Source organism: Dysgonomonadaceae bacterium zrk40, assembly GCA_016916535.1.
In the GTDB taxonomy this organism is placed as follows: Bacteria; Bacteroidota; Bacteroidia; order Bacteroidales; family Dysgonomonadaceae; genus Proteiniphilum.
The window spans coordinates 1871600-1883946 of the sequence record CP070276.1; the positions used below are offsets into that span (position 1 = coordinate 1871600).

Here is a 12347-nt window from a genome sequence, read left to right on the forward strand (position 1 = left end):
AGTGATGAGCAGAAAAGTGATTTTTGAAGATCTGGGGCGCATTCGCTACAAGGAGGCCTGGGAGTACCAGGCGATGTTGTTTGAAGGGGTGATCCGCGACAAGCAGGAGCAGAAGAGGGAGAAAGAGCAGTATCTGCTCTTCTGTGAGCATGAACATGTTTACACCCTGGGCAAGAGCGGTGACCGGCAGAACCTGCTGATTACTCGGCAGGTATGCGAGAGCAGGCAAATAGACCTGCATGAGATAGACCGGGGGGGTGACATCACCTATCATGGTCCCGGTCAGTTGGTGGCATATCCGATCATCGACCTGGAAGCTTTCGGCATTGGCATCAAGCGATACATCTCCCTGCTTGAGGATGTGGTGATAGAGACGCTGAGGCCCTATGGGATACGGGGTGTGAAAGATGAAAAAGCAATGGGTGTCTGGATTGATCCGGATGATCCTCAGCGGGCACGAAAGATCTGCGCCATCGGGGTTCGTGCCAGCCGCTTTGTCACCATGCACGGCCTGGCACTCAACATCAACAGTGACCTCGCCTACTTCAACTTCATCAATCCCTGTGGATTCACCGACCGAGGGGTCACCTCCATGCAAAAGGAGCTGGGGCGGGAGGTCGACTTAAAAGAGGTCTCCGAAGGCATGAAACATGCTTTCCAGGAGTTGTTCGGCATGGAACTCACAGAACGCTGATCTGAGATGGAGAGTGTGTTGAGAATGCCCTGGCACTTAAACATTTTTAACTGCGATTCCACCGAAAACCGATTTAACATTTCTATTTTTGTATCCCATATCCTGAGAACCAATTTTTAACAATCAACAAAATGAGCCAAGTTGTCGATATCAAAGAGCTAAACGATAGAATTGAACAGAAGAGTGTTTTCGTGCAGACACTTGTCACCGGCATGAACCGGGTGATTGTGGGGCAGAAGCATCTGGTGGAATCACTGCTGATCGGACTTCTCTCCGACGGTCATATCCTGCTTGAAGGAGTGCCGGGTCTCGCCAAAACGTTGGCCATCAAAACGCTGTCGCAGCTGATCGATGCCGACTACAGCCGCATTCAGTTTACACCCGACCTCTTGCCGGCCGATGTGGTGGGCACCATGATTTACAGTCAACGCAAGGAGGAGTTCCAGGTGAAACATGGTCCCATCTTCGCCAATTTTGTGCTGGCCGATGAGATCAACAGAGCCCCCGCCAAGGTGCAGAGTGCCCTTCTGGAAGCAATGCAGGAGCGGCAGGTGACCATTGGCGAGGAGACCTACTCCCTCCCCAGTCCCTTTCTGGTGATGGCTACCCAGAACCCTATTGAGCAGGAAGGAACCTATCCGCTACCTGAAGCTCAAGTAGACCGTTTTATGTTGAAAGTAGTGATCAGTTACCCGTCACGTGAGGAAGAAAAACAGATCATCCGGCAGAACATCTTTGAGCCTGTAACCACCGACAAGCCGGTCATTACTACCCAGGAGATCCTGGAAGCTCGCAAGGTGGTGCGAGAGGTATACATTGATGAGAAGATCAGCAAATATATTGTCGACATTGTTTTTGCGACCCGTTTCCCCGATCAGTACGGTATGGCACACCTCAAAGACATGATAGGTTTCGGTGCCTCACCCCGTGCTTCAATCAACCTGGCATTGGCCGCACGTGCCTTTGCCTTTATCAAGCGTCGCGGCTACGTGATTCCCGAAGATATACGGGCTGTTTGTCACGACGTGCTGCGCCATCGAATTGGGCTCACCTATGAAGCAGAAGCCAACAACATGACCAGCGAGGAGATTGTCAGCGAGATACTCAACAAGGTGGAGGTACCCTGATCGGCAGGAAGCAGAACAGAGATGATTCACTCAACGCTGTAACATCCAGAGAAACTGCAATTCTATATGGAAGCAACCGACCTGATCAAGAAAGTACGCCACATCGAGATAAAAGCAAGGGGTCTCTCGCGAAACATCTTCGCAGGTGAGTACCATTCTGCTTTTAAGGGACGTGGTATGGCTTTTTCAGAGGTGAGGGAGTATCGTTACGGTGACGATATGCGCGACATCGACTGGAATGTGACCGCTCGTTACAACCGTCCCTACATCAAGATCTTTGAAGAGGAACGTGAGCTAACGGTGATGTTGATGATTGATATGTCAGAAAGTCTCGGCTTCGGGTCTCGGTCAATACTTAAACGTGACATGGTGGCGGAGATAGCTGCCACACTCGCCTTCTCGGCGATACAGAATAACGACAAGATAGGCGTGATCTTCTTCACCGATAAGGTGGAGAAGTTTATCCCACCACAGAAGGGAAGGAAACATATCCTCTTCATCATTCGGGAGATCCTGGGTTTCACACCCGAGAGCAACGGTACAGACCTCAACATGGCGTTGCGTTACATGACCAATGCCATCAAGAAGCGAAGCACTGCCTTTCTGATTTCTGACTTCATTGATACAGATGACTACCAGAAAGCGATGCAGATTGCCAGCCGTAAGCATGACCTGATGGCCATTCAGGTGTATGACCAATTAAGCACTGCCCTCCAACCGGTGGGACTGATGAAGGTATGGGATCCTGAGACAGGTGGTGAACAGTGGATCGACAGTTCGTCGAAACGGGTGCAAGTACAATACCGCAGCTGGTGGAACAGGCTGCAGGAGAAGATGATAACTGCCACCCGTCAAAGCGGGGTGGACAGTGTCTCAGTTTCCACCGAGAGTGATTATGTGAAGTCGTTGTTGCAACTACTCCAACAAAGAAGATAGATTTGGATACAAAGATGAGACATAACGGATGGGTGCTCAAAGTGTTACTTGCATCGCTCTCCTTCTTGCTGGGGGGAGGGCTCCAAGCCCAGCGTGCATCTGTGCATGCCACCGTGCAACCCTCCGAGATCCTGATCGGGGAGCAGGCGGTGATTAATCTGAAAGTGATCACACCCAAAGAGAAAACCATTCATTTCCCGGTGTATGAGAAAGAGATCATTCCCGGAATAGAGGTGATTGCCATGTTGCCACCGGACACCACCATCGAGAACAACGTGATGACGCTCAATTTCCGCTACCTGATCACCTCATTCGACTCTACTCTCTATCATGTTTCCCACATTCCCATCTTCGACGGGAAGGATACCATCCTCTCCAACTCGTTCGGACTGAAGGTGACTTCACCTCAGCTCTCTGACTCTACGCTGGCCTACCTGGAGCGAATAAACAAGGGTGAGACTGACTCCATAGATTTCGATCAGTTGCAGCTCAACGATATAAAGGCAGTCCGCAAAGCCCCATTCGTCTGGACCGATTATCTTTGGTTGTTGTGGATCCTTATGGGTGTAATGCTGTTGCTGGCATTGATAGGCCTGGCAATATACCTGGTGCTGCGGAAAAAGAGAAAAGGTTATTTCTTCAAGCCCCCCGAGATACTCCCTGCACACGTTCGCGCCGTGAGGGAGCTCGACAAGCTCAAACAGGAGAAGATATGGTTGCAGGGACGGGAGAAAGAGTTCTACAGCCGGCTGACTGATATCCTGAGATCCTACATTTGGGAAAGGGAAGGGATACAAGCCATGGAGATGACATCCGGGGAGATACTGCGATCTATACGCAAGGTGGCTGAAACCGACTCCATATATGACAACCTCAAGCAGATTCTCACTACCGCCGACCTGGTGAAGTTTGCCAAATACAAGCCCTATCCTGATGAGAACGATCTGAGCATGGTGAATGCCTATTTCTTCGTGAATCAGACAAAAGAAGATGAGCTCCTGCCCGATCCGAAACAGAATGGAGGAAAAGCGGGCAGTGCATATTCGGAAATCGAATAAGAGTGAATGGACATGGAATTTTTGCATCCTGAATATCTCTATCTGCTGCTGTTGCTAATACCGCTGACGGCCTGGTACGTGGTGCGCCTTTCAAAGGCGCAGGCCTCCTTCAGGCTTGCCTCGGCAAATGCTTTCAAAGGCATGAAACCCGGTTTCAGGGTCTATATGCGACACTTCCCCTTCGTTCTTCGGCTCCTCTCTATAACGCTGGTGATTGTGGTCATTGCTCGTCCCCAGTCGGTAAGCAGCTGGGAAGAGTCAGAAACACAGGGGATCGATATTGTGATGGCACTCGACGTCTCCGGCTCCATGCTGGCGCAGGATTTGCAGCCAGACCGACTGCAGGCTGCCAGGAAGGTGGCTGCCGAGTTTATCACCGATCGCAGCAACGACAACATCGGACTGGTGATCTTCGCGGGAGAGAGTTTCACACAATGTCCGCTCACCACCGACCACAAGGTGTTACTGAACCTGCTCAACGAGATTAACTTCGGCATGATCGACGACGGCACTGCCATCGGTCTCGGACTGGCCACTTCGGTGAACCGACTTAAGGAAAGCCAGTCGCAGTCGAAGGTGGTGATCCTGCTTACCGACGGCACCAATAACAGAGGTCAGATTGCACCGCTTACGGCAGCCGACCTGGCACGCTCTTACGGGATTAGGGTCTACACGGTGGGTGTCGGCACCAAGGGAATGGCCCCCACACCAGTCAACACTCCCTATGGTATCCGTATGCAGAACATGCCGGTAGACATCGATGAGGAGACGCTCACTGAGATTGCAGCCATGACCGGCGGCCAATACTTCCGAGCACAGGATACCGAAGGACTGCGTCAGGTATACAGCGAGATCGACGAGATGGAGAAGTACCTGACCAGTGTTCAGAATGTGACGAGGCGACAGGAGTTGTTCCTTCCCTGGGCACTGATTGCCCTGGCATTGATTTTGCTGGAACTACTGTTAAGACGTACCTGGTTGAGAAGCATACCGTGACCATTCAAGTGACGGCAGCAGGAATGATTGAGTATGAATGAAACAAGAGAAGTGTAAATAGAATGTTTAGATTCGGAAATCCGGAATATCTGTGGCTATTTGCTGCCATGCCTCTGTTGCTGGCTGTTTACCTCTATCTGAACATCAGGAAGCGAAAAGATGTCCAGAAGATGGGAAGTCTCAACACGCTCAGATTGATGATGCCCGAGCTCTCGCTGAAACGCTCATACCTGAAATTTTGGTTCATTTTCGCCGCCCTCTGTACCGGTATCTTACTGGTTGCCCGCCCGCAGTTCGGCACCAAGGTGGAGACCGTTGAGAAGGAGGGCATCGAGCTTGTGATCGCCATTGATGTTTCCAATTCGATGCTTGCCAAGGACCTCTCACCAGACCGGTTGAGTCGGGCACGCCAGATTCTCTCTCGCCTCATCGACGTGCGCCGGAACGACAAGGTGGCACTGATTGTCTTCGCGGGGGAGGCATATGTCCAGATGCCCCTCACTTCCGACACACAGTCGGCAAAGATCTTTCTCAATACAATCGATCCTTCGCTTGTACCGGTTCAGGGTACCGCTATCGCACAAGCCATCAGCCTGGGCATGACCTCCTTCTCTGCGGATGAAGAGGTGAGCCGTGCGATGGTGATCATCACCGACGGAGAGGATCATGAAGGTAACGCTGCTGAACAGGCTGCCAAGGCTGCCGAGGCGGGAGTGATGATCAACGTGTTGGGAGTTGGTTCTCCCGAGGGCTCTCCTCTTCCTGGCGGAGACAATAACAGCAATTATCTTGCCGACAGTGAAGGAAACGTTGTGGTCTCACGACTGAACGAGGAGATGGCGATGGAGATTGCCCGCCTTGGTGGAGGTCTTTATGTTCGCGCCGATAACTCGAACAGGGCCATCCGAGCACTGGAAGTACATTTGGATGAGTTGGAAACGACACGCACCGCTTCGCTTTCCTATTCCGAATATGACGAGCAATTCCCCTTGCTTGGGTGGGTGATGTTGATTATCCTCTTGGTGGAGGTGCTCATTTACGACAAGAAAAATAGATTGTTCAGAAACGTGAGGTTATTCAGATGAGACGAACAGTAATCATAAAAGCCCTTTTTTTTCTGATAACGGCATCTCTTCCCTTCTCGCTGTTTGCGCAGAAAGATGTCAGGAAAAACATCCGAAAAGGGAACAAGCAGTATGAACAGCAGAAGTACTCTGATGCAGCCGGCTTTTATGGGAAGGCGGCAGAGGAGAATCCGGAATCAAAGGAGGCCATCTTCAACCTGGGCAATACCTTTTATCGACAGAAGGAGTGGGACAAAGCTACAGAACAGTATCAGCATTTTGTAGGTTTGGAACAGGAGAACCCGGAAGAGGCATCAGCGGGGTGGCACAACATCGGCAATACGCTGTTACAGAAGAAAGAGCTGCAGCAATCCATGGAAGCCTATAAGATGGCACTTCGGCTCAATCCACAAGACGATGAGTCGCGTTACAACCTGGCGGTGGTGCAAAAGATGATTCAGGACCAGCAGGATCAACAGGATCAGAATCAGGATGATCAAGAACAGGAACAACAACAGGATCAGGATCAAGATCAGGAACAGGAACAGAATCAGCAGGATCAACAGGAACAGCGGGCGGAACAACCCGAGCAACCGGAACAAATGTCACGCGAAAATGCCCGTCAATTGCTTCAGGCCATCGAGCAGGATGAGCAACAGACACAGGAGAAGGTACAGCAGATCAAGGCTCAGGAGAGAGAGCAGAAAGCGGAAGATAACAGACGTAACAACAGAAACTGGTAGCGTTGCAAAACAGATGAAACAGAAGAAAAATATAGAGTTCATTCTTATCTTACTTTTTGGAATGCTTGCCTCCAACGCCCCATTGAGTGTGGCGCAGGTTACTTTCAAGGCAACTGCCCCGGCTACAGTGGTTGAAGGGGAACAGTTCAGGCTTAGTTATCACCTCAACAAGGAGGGCCGTGATCTGCGACTGCCCGAACTAAAGGGATTAGAGTTGCTTTTCGGACCCAGCACCTCCACCAGTTACAGCCAAAGCATCATTAACGGGAAAAGCACATCTGAGATGTCGGTGACCTACACCTATATCCTGATGGCGAGTAAAGCTGGCAGCTACACCATCCCGGCTGCATCTATCACCGTGGATCGCAGTAACTATCAGTCGAACAGCCTGCAAATAAAAGTGTTGCCGCCTGATGAGACTGTGGCTGATTCTTCGCCAGGTGGTGATCGCCAACCGGAGAGAGCCAGCGGAAGTGCAACAGTTTCCGAGCGCGATGCCTTTATCAGGGCGATAGTTTCTAAGAGCAATCTGTATGAACAGGAGGGTTTCACCGTAACTTTTCGGTTGTACACTACCCTGAACGTGGTCAATTTCGGAAAGATCCAGTTTCCGGAGTTTGAGGGATTTATGGTGGAGGAGATCGATCTGCCGGTGAACAAACAGTTGGAGATGGAACGATACAACGGCAGAAACTACTATACCGCCGATTTGCGCAAGACACTACTTTTTCCACAACGTCCCGGAAAGATTACCATTCCCTCAGGCAGTCTGGAGATGGTCTTCTCGGTGCCTTCCGGTAAGAAGGTGTCCTCCTTCTTTGGTCCGCAGGAGATGATGGTGGATGTGAAGAAAGCATTGAGGACCAATCCGCTTGACATTGATGTGAAACCGCTGCCGGAGCCTAAACCGGTTAACTATGCCAATGCTGTGGGCAGCTTCACCCTGAAGCCTGTGCTCAGTAAAACAGAAACCAGGGCAAATGAGGCGATCACGCTGCAACTTGAGATATCGGGTACCGGTAATCTGAAGCTGATACGAAACCCTGAGATCCCTTTCCCTGATAATTTCGAACAGTACGACCCAAAGGTGGACAACATCGTTAACGCAACCACGAACGGTCTCACGGGGATGCGTCGGATTGAGTATATGGTCATTCCACGTTACGAGGGGACATACAACATCCCCCCTGTTGAATTCACCTACTTTGATCCCCGAAGTGGCAGTTACAAAAGATTGACCACTCCTGAATATCAATTGAATATTGCAAAAGGAGAACCCGGTTCTGCTCCTGCGACAGCTTTCGTGAACCGTCAGGATGTGAAGGTAGAACAGGATATTCGCTTCCTGATTACCGGTGACCCCAACTACCAGCGGAAAGACAGCTTCTTTGTCGGTTCAACAGGCTACTGGCTATGGATCCTACTCCCGCTGCTCCTGCTTATCACGTTGTACCTGATTTATCGCAAACAGGTACGAGAGAATGCCAATGTGGTGCTGATGCGTAACCGCAAAGCCAACAAGATCGCTTTTAAGCGACTGAAAAAAGCAGAGCAGTATCTCAGGGGGCAGCAGCGTGAAAACTTCTATGAAGAATTGCTGCGTGCCCTTTGGGGCTACTTCAGTGACAAGCTCTCCATACCGGTGGCACGTCTTTCGCGTGACAATGTGGAGACTGAGTTGAGGAGTTATGGTATCTCCGGGCAGCTTACAGACCGCTTCCTGCAAATCCTGGACAGTTGTGAATTTGCACGCTACGCACCTTCAGAAGGGGATGCTGCCATGGATAAACTTTATCAGGATACACTGGATGCAATTGGAGAAATGGAAAACAGATTAAAGAAATCAAAATGATGCGGCTTAACTTATTTCATTTGATGGGCCTCAGCCTCTTGTTGATGTGTCTACCCTTGACCAAGATATCTGCCCAGGAGAACATTGCCACACCACAGCAACCGCTTGATAGCGCTGCCACAGCAATGGAACAGAGATCTGTTTCTGCGGTGGAGGAAGCAGCAGAGGCATACAGGGCAGGAGATTTCCGCAAAAGCATTCAACAGTATGAATTGCTGGTGAAAGAGGCACTTGCCCGGAACAGTGAGTCGGCAACGCTGTACTACAACCTTGGGAATGCCTATTTCAGGGATAACCAATTGGCAAAAGCCATCCTGAATTATGAGCGGGCCTACCTTCTTGAACCCGGTAATGGCGACATTCGTCACAACCTACGTTTTGCACAAAACATGACGGAAGATCGTATTGAACATGTCGGTATCTTCTTCCTGCAAGATTGGTTCAAGTCGGTGAGAGACCTTAACAGCTCCAACCGTTGGGCAGTGATAAGTCTCATCTTCTATTTGCTGTTTCTCTCTTGTGTTGCCCTCTTCCTTTTCTTACGTTTATTATGGGCAAGAAAAACCGCATTTTACAGCGGTATTCTGTTTCTCCTGCTGATAATTGTTACCACCTCCTTCGCTTTCAGCCAGAAAAGAGAGCGTACGCAACGAAACGAAGCCATCGTAATGGTGGGTGCTGCAGCTGTGAACGCTTCTCCCGATATGAACAGCAACCGTCTGTTTGAACTGCACGAGGGGACGAAGGTGAGCATCAGAAATAGTGACGGGAACTGGTATGAGGTAGAAATTGCCAACGGCAGCGTTGGCTGGACAGAGCAAAAAAATGTGGAGGTAATTTGACATTATGGCAACTGTCATCTGTCCAATACCGAATAATAGCTGACTGTATGAAAGAGGCAATCGAGAACTTAATACCCCTGGAAAGAGATCTCTTTTTTCTGTTGAACGGAAGTGACTCCTCCTTCCTGGATGACTGGATGTGGACCGTGAGCGGCCGTTTTGTCTGGATCCCGCTCTTTCTGGCAATTCTATTCCTCTTCTTTTACAGGACACCACGCAAGCAAGCGTTGCTTGTCACCCTCTTCTTCATCCTGGTGTTCGTGCTGAGTGATCAACTCTCATCTGGTTTCTGCAAGCCTTTTTTTGAGCGCTTTCGTCCCACACACCATCCCGATTTTAAAGAGCTTGTGGATATCGTCAACGGCTATCGTGGAGGCAGGTACGGATTCATCTCAGGACATGCCACCAACAGCTTCGGACTGGCCGTCTTCCTCTCACTGCTCTTTCGTCATCGTGGTGTAACGCTTGCAGCACTCAGCTGGGCGTTACTCAACAGCTACACCCGTATTTATCTGGGTGTACACTTCATCTCAGATATTGTGGCGGGTATGTTGGCCGGTTCATTGTTGGCTTTTCTGCTCTATCGGCTGATGATGCTTCTGTTAAGCCGACTGCCTGCAACTCAAGATCTGTCAGCCGGAACACTTTACAACAGAAAGCAGGGCAATTGGCTGGCTATGTTCATCCTTGCCTACATCTTTCTGTTGACTCTATTCAGCCCCCTGATGGCATCTCTGCCACACTGAAAAATTAAGCCTGGCCGTTTACTCCTCTTTTTACAAAGATTTTGAGGAAAAAGTTTGGAATCTCTTTTTTTTTCCGTAAGTTTAAGGCATCAAATAAATTTGTTACGGAATTATCAACTAAAATAAAAAGCCATGGCAAGAACAATTACCTTTAATGAGCTGAGAGAACTGAAAGACAAACTCCCTGATGGTAGTATCCACCAAATAGCCGCAGAACTGGAAATGAAACCCGAAACCGTGCGCAACTATTTTGGCGGATACAATTTTAAGGAAGGCAAAAGTGTGGGGATACATATTGAGCCGGGACCAAATGGTGGTATAGTTGTACTGGACGATACCACCATTTTCGACAAGGCCCTCAAGATCCTGGGGCTGGAAAGTTACCCCGAACCAGAACACCAACCCGAGGTGACAGAAGAGGAAGAGTAAAATATCACATAAAACCCAATGACCGTTTGATTGAAAACATGTGATTGGGTTTTTTTGTACAACTCACTGACATCTGCGGCTCTCGGCTGCACATGTCTCAATTGATTACAGTATGGATAAAGATCACAAAAATCACGAAGAGAAAATGGTCACTGTGGCCATTCATACCTATGAAAAAGCCCATATTCTGAAGACAATTCTAGAGTCGGAAGGGATCCCGGCTGTGATCCACGGTGTCAGGATGATTGAGCCGGTGATTCCCGGCAATGTGCGGGTGAGAATCAATGAGAGCGATTTGCCGCGTGCGCTGCGGATCATTGAAGAGCTCGATTTCAGCGAACAAGATGTCAAAGCGATAAAAAAGGAGACCAAAAAAGAGATTCTTGTTCCGGTCGATTTCTCCGATTATTCACTTACCACTTGTGCTTTTGCCTTTCGACTGGCCCGTGATCTCGAATGTGAGGTGAAGCTGATGCATGCCTTCTTCACTCCTTTTTATCCTGCATCTGTTCCTTTTGGTGACTCTTTCACCATACAACCGGCGGATAAAAGCATTTATCTGGATGTGAAGAGCAAAACGGAGAAAGAGATGAATCATCTGGTTGATAAGATCAAAAAGCAGGTTGAAACCGGTATTCTGCCGGATGTGCCGTTTCAGACACTCCTGGTAGAGGGTCTCCCTGAAGAGGAGATCATCTCATACTCTAAGAAGTTCAGACCTACAGCAATCGTCATGGGCACCCGGGGTCGAAATGCCAAAGAGATGGATCTGATTGGCAGTGTTACCGCTGAGGTGATGGATGGATGCCACACACCGGTATTCGCCATACCGGAAGGCACGCAGGTGCAAGGAGTGGCAGAGATGAAGCACATCGTCTTCCTGACTAATTTTCAGGAACGTGAGTTTAAGGCGTTCGATATCATGATGCAGTTTCTAAAACCCTATCAGGTGAAGATTTACCTGGCACACATCGCAAAAAAAGAGGATGTTTGGAACGAGATCAAGCTGTCAGGCATTCAGAAGCGGTTCGCTGAGCTATATCCCCACTTGGAGACAGAGTATCGCTTGATTGACCAGAACATGGGACTTGAGGAATCACTTGAGAGTTTTGTGAAAGAACATCAGATTGATTTGATTTCTCTTTCAAGCTCCCGGAGGAATATATTCGCACGAATGTTTAATCCCGGCATTGCACGTCGCATGTTGTTCCACTCCGACACTCCCTTGCTGGTGATTAAGGGGTTGTAACAACGTTTGCTACAATAAAAAAATGGGCCTCCGTTATAAGGGGCCCATTTTTTAGTGCGGTAAGCTACTACAGCTTTTACTGTATACCCAGTTTACTTTTCACCTGGGGGGTGATGTTTACTGCTGTAGGGCTCACATAAACAATGGGAGATTGCATGGTGGAGACATCAAAGACAAAGGTGTAACTGTTTTGATCACCTACTGCTTTGATTGCATCGGCAATCTTCTTGTTCACCGGTTCCAATAACTGTTGTTGCATTTGCTGCATCTCCTGCTGGCTGTTCTGCAGATAGACCTGATAGCGTTCCTGGATCTGGGCCAGTTGCTGCTGCTGATCCTGCAGTACAGCGTCGGATGTGGCCTTGTTCTTGTCAAACTCCTCCGCTTTCTTGTTGAATTCATCTACCAGAGCCTGACCGTTCTTGGAGATCTCTTCCTGTTTTGTGCTCAATTGGGTTTCGATTCCGGCCAATTCCGGCATGGCGGAGAAGATCTCCTGTGCGTTTACGTACGCGATTTTCACATCCTGTGCCACGGCCGCCAGAGGGGCCAGTGCAATCATACAGATCAATAATTTTTTCAACATGTTTTTATTTCTCATTTTTAATGAA

Annotated in this window: 13 protein-coding genes; 12 read left to right on the forward strand and 1 reads right to left on the reverse strand. The window is 49.3% G+C overall.

Annotation, left to right across the window (positions count from 1 at the left end):
* The first annotated feature begins 4 nt into the window (after window positions 1-4).
* The 12 genes from lipB (at window position 5) to JS578_07800 (ending at window position 11736) form a co-directional block, all read left to right on the forward strand.
* Window positions 5-694 (forward strand): lipoyl(octanoyl) transferase LipB, encoded by a 690-nt coding sequence (gene lipB, locus JS578_07745; protein ID QRX62792.1) that lies wholly within the window; start codon window positions 5-7, stop codon window positions 692-694.
* A gap of 131 nt (window positions 695-825) precedes the next feature.
* Window positions 826-1821 carry an AAA family ATPase gene (locus tag JS578_07750; protein ID QRX62793.1) on the forward strand — a complete coding sequence of 332 codons (996 nt, stop codon included), beginning with the start codon at window positions 826-828 and terminating at the stop codon, window positions 1819-1821.
* A gap of 66 nt (window positions 1822-1887) precedes the next feature.
* Complete coding sequence (locus JS578_07755; protein ID QRX62794.1) at window positions 1888-2757, forward strand: DUF58 domain-containing protein; 870 nt, start codon at window positions 1888-1890, stop codon at window positions 2755-2757.
* A 14-nt stretch (window positions 2758-2771) separates the two neighbouring features.
* Complete coding sequence (locus tag JS578_07760) at window positions 2772-3815, forward strand: hypothetical protein (protein QRX62795.1); 1044 nt, start codon at window positions 2772-2774, stop codon at window positions 3813-3815.
* Window positions 3816-3827: 12 nt separating this feature from the next.
* A complete protein-coding gene (locus JS578_07765) occupies window positions 3828-4811 on the forward strand; it encodes a VWA domain-containing protein (protein QRX64961.1) in 984 nt (327 codons plus the stop codon).
* Between the two features lie 62 nt (window positions 4812-4873).
* A complete protein-coding gene (locus JS578_07770; GenBank protein ID QRX62796.1) occupies window positions 4874-5896 on the forward strand; it encodes a VWA domain-containing protein in 1023 nt (340 codons plus the stop codon).
* Window positions 5893-6618 (forward strand): tetratricopeptide repeat protein, encoded by a 726-nt coding sequence (locus tag JS578_07775; GenBank protein ID QRX62797.1) that lies wholly within the window; start codon window positions 5893-5895, stop codon window positions 6616-6618. Before JS578_07770 ends, JS578_07775 begins: the two co-directional genes overlap by 4 nt.
* A 61-nt stretch (window positions 6619-6679) precedes the next feature.
* Window positions 6680-8470, forward strand: a complete 1791-nt coding sequence (locus tag JS578_07780; GenBank protein ID QRX64962.1) for a protein BatD — start codon at window positions 6680-6682, stop codon at window positions 8468-8470.
* A 44-nt stretch (window positions 8471-8514) separates the two neighbouring features.
* Window positions 8515-9312 (forward strand): SH3 domain-containing protein, encoded by a 798-nt coding sequence (locus JS578_07785; GenBank protein ID QRX62798.1) that lies wholly within the window; start codon window positions 8515-8517, stop codon window positions 9310-9312.
* 47 nt (window positions 9313-9359) lie between these two features.
* A complete protein-coding gene (locus JS578_07790) occupies window positions 9360-10058 on the forward strand; it encodes a phosphatase PAP2 family protein (protein ID QRX62799.1) in 699 nt (232 codons plus the stop codon).
* A 132-nt stretch (window positions 10059-10190) separates the two neighbouring features.
* The gene (locus tag JS578_07795) at window positions 10191-10487 is read left to right on the forward strand and encodes a DNA-binding protein (GenBank protein ID QRX62800.1); all 297 of its coding nucleotides are present in this window, start codon (window positions 10191-10193) and stop codon (window positions 10485-10487) included.
* Window positions 10488-10599: 112 nt separating this feature from the next.
* Entirely contained in the window at window positions 10600-11736 is a 1137-nt protein-coding gene (locus JS578_07800; GenBank protein ID QRX62801.1) for a universal stress protein, read from the forward strand.
* 76 nt (window positions 11737-11812) lie between these two features.
* On the opposite strand, the gene JS578_07805 is transcribed toward JS578_07800, so the two are convergent.
* Complete coding sequence (locus tag JS578_07805) at window positions 11813-12298, reverse strand: OmpH family outer membrane protein (protein QRX62802.1); 486 nt, start codon at window positions 12296-12298, stop codon at window positions 11813-11815.
* Window positions 12299-12347 lie beyond the last annotated feature (49 nt).

Bases quoted from the DNA above. Each gene is read 5' to 3' on its own strand.
- lipB (QRX62792.1), top strand. From the start codon at position 5: ATGAGCAGAAAAGTGATTTTTGAAGATCTGGGGCGCATTCGCTACAAG.
- JS578_07750 (QRX62793.1), top strand. From the start codon at position 826: ATGAGCCAAGTTGTCGATATCAAAGAGCTAAACGATAGAATTGAACAG.
- JS578_07755 (QRX62794.1), top strand. From the start codon at position 1,888: ATGGAAGCAACCGACCTGATCAAGAAAGTACGCCACATCGAGATAAAA.
- JS578_07760 (QRX62795.1), top strand. From the start codon at position 2,772: ATGAGACATAACGGATGGGTGCTCAAAGTGTTACTTGCATCGCTCTCC.
- JS578_07765 (QRX64961.1), top strand. From the start codon at position 3,828: ATGGAATTTTTGCATCCTGAATATCTCTATCTGCTGCTGTTGCTAATA.
- JS578_07770 (QRX62796.1), top strand. From the start codon at position 4,874: ATGTTTAGATTCGGAAATCCGGAATATCTGTGGCTATTTGCTGCCATG.
- JS578_07775 (QRX62797.1), top strand. From the start codon at position 5,893: ATGAGACGAACAGTAATCATAAAAGCCCTTTTTTTTCTGATAACGGCA.
- JS578_07780 (QRX64962.1), top strand. From the start codon at position 6,680: ATGCTTGCCTCCAACGCCCCATTGAGTGTGGCGCAGGTTACTTTCAAG.
- JS578_07785 (QRX62798.1), top strand. From the start codon at position 8,515: ATGTGTCTACCCTTGACCAAGATATCTGCCCAGGAGAACATTGCCACA.
- JS578_07790 (QRX62799.1), top strand. From the start codon at position 9,360: ATGAAAGAGGCAATCGAGAACTTAATACCCCTGGAAAGAGATCTCTTT.
- JS578_07795 (QRX62800.1), top strand. From the start codon at position 10,191: ATGGCAAGAACAATTACCTTTAATGAGCTGAGAGAACTGAAAGACAAA.
- JS578_07800 (QRX62801.1), top strand. From the start codon at position 10,600: ATGGATAAAGATCACAAAAATCACGAAGAGAAAATGGTCACTGTGGCC.
- JS578_07805 (QRX62802.1), bottom strand. From the start codon at position 12,298: ATGATTGCACTGGCCCCTCTGGCGGCCGTGGCACAGGATGTGAAAATC.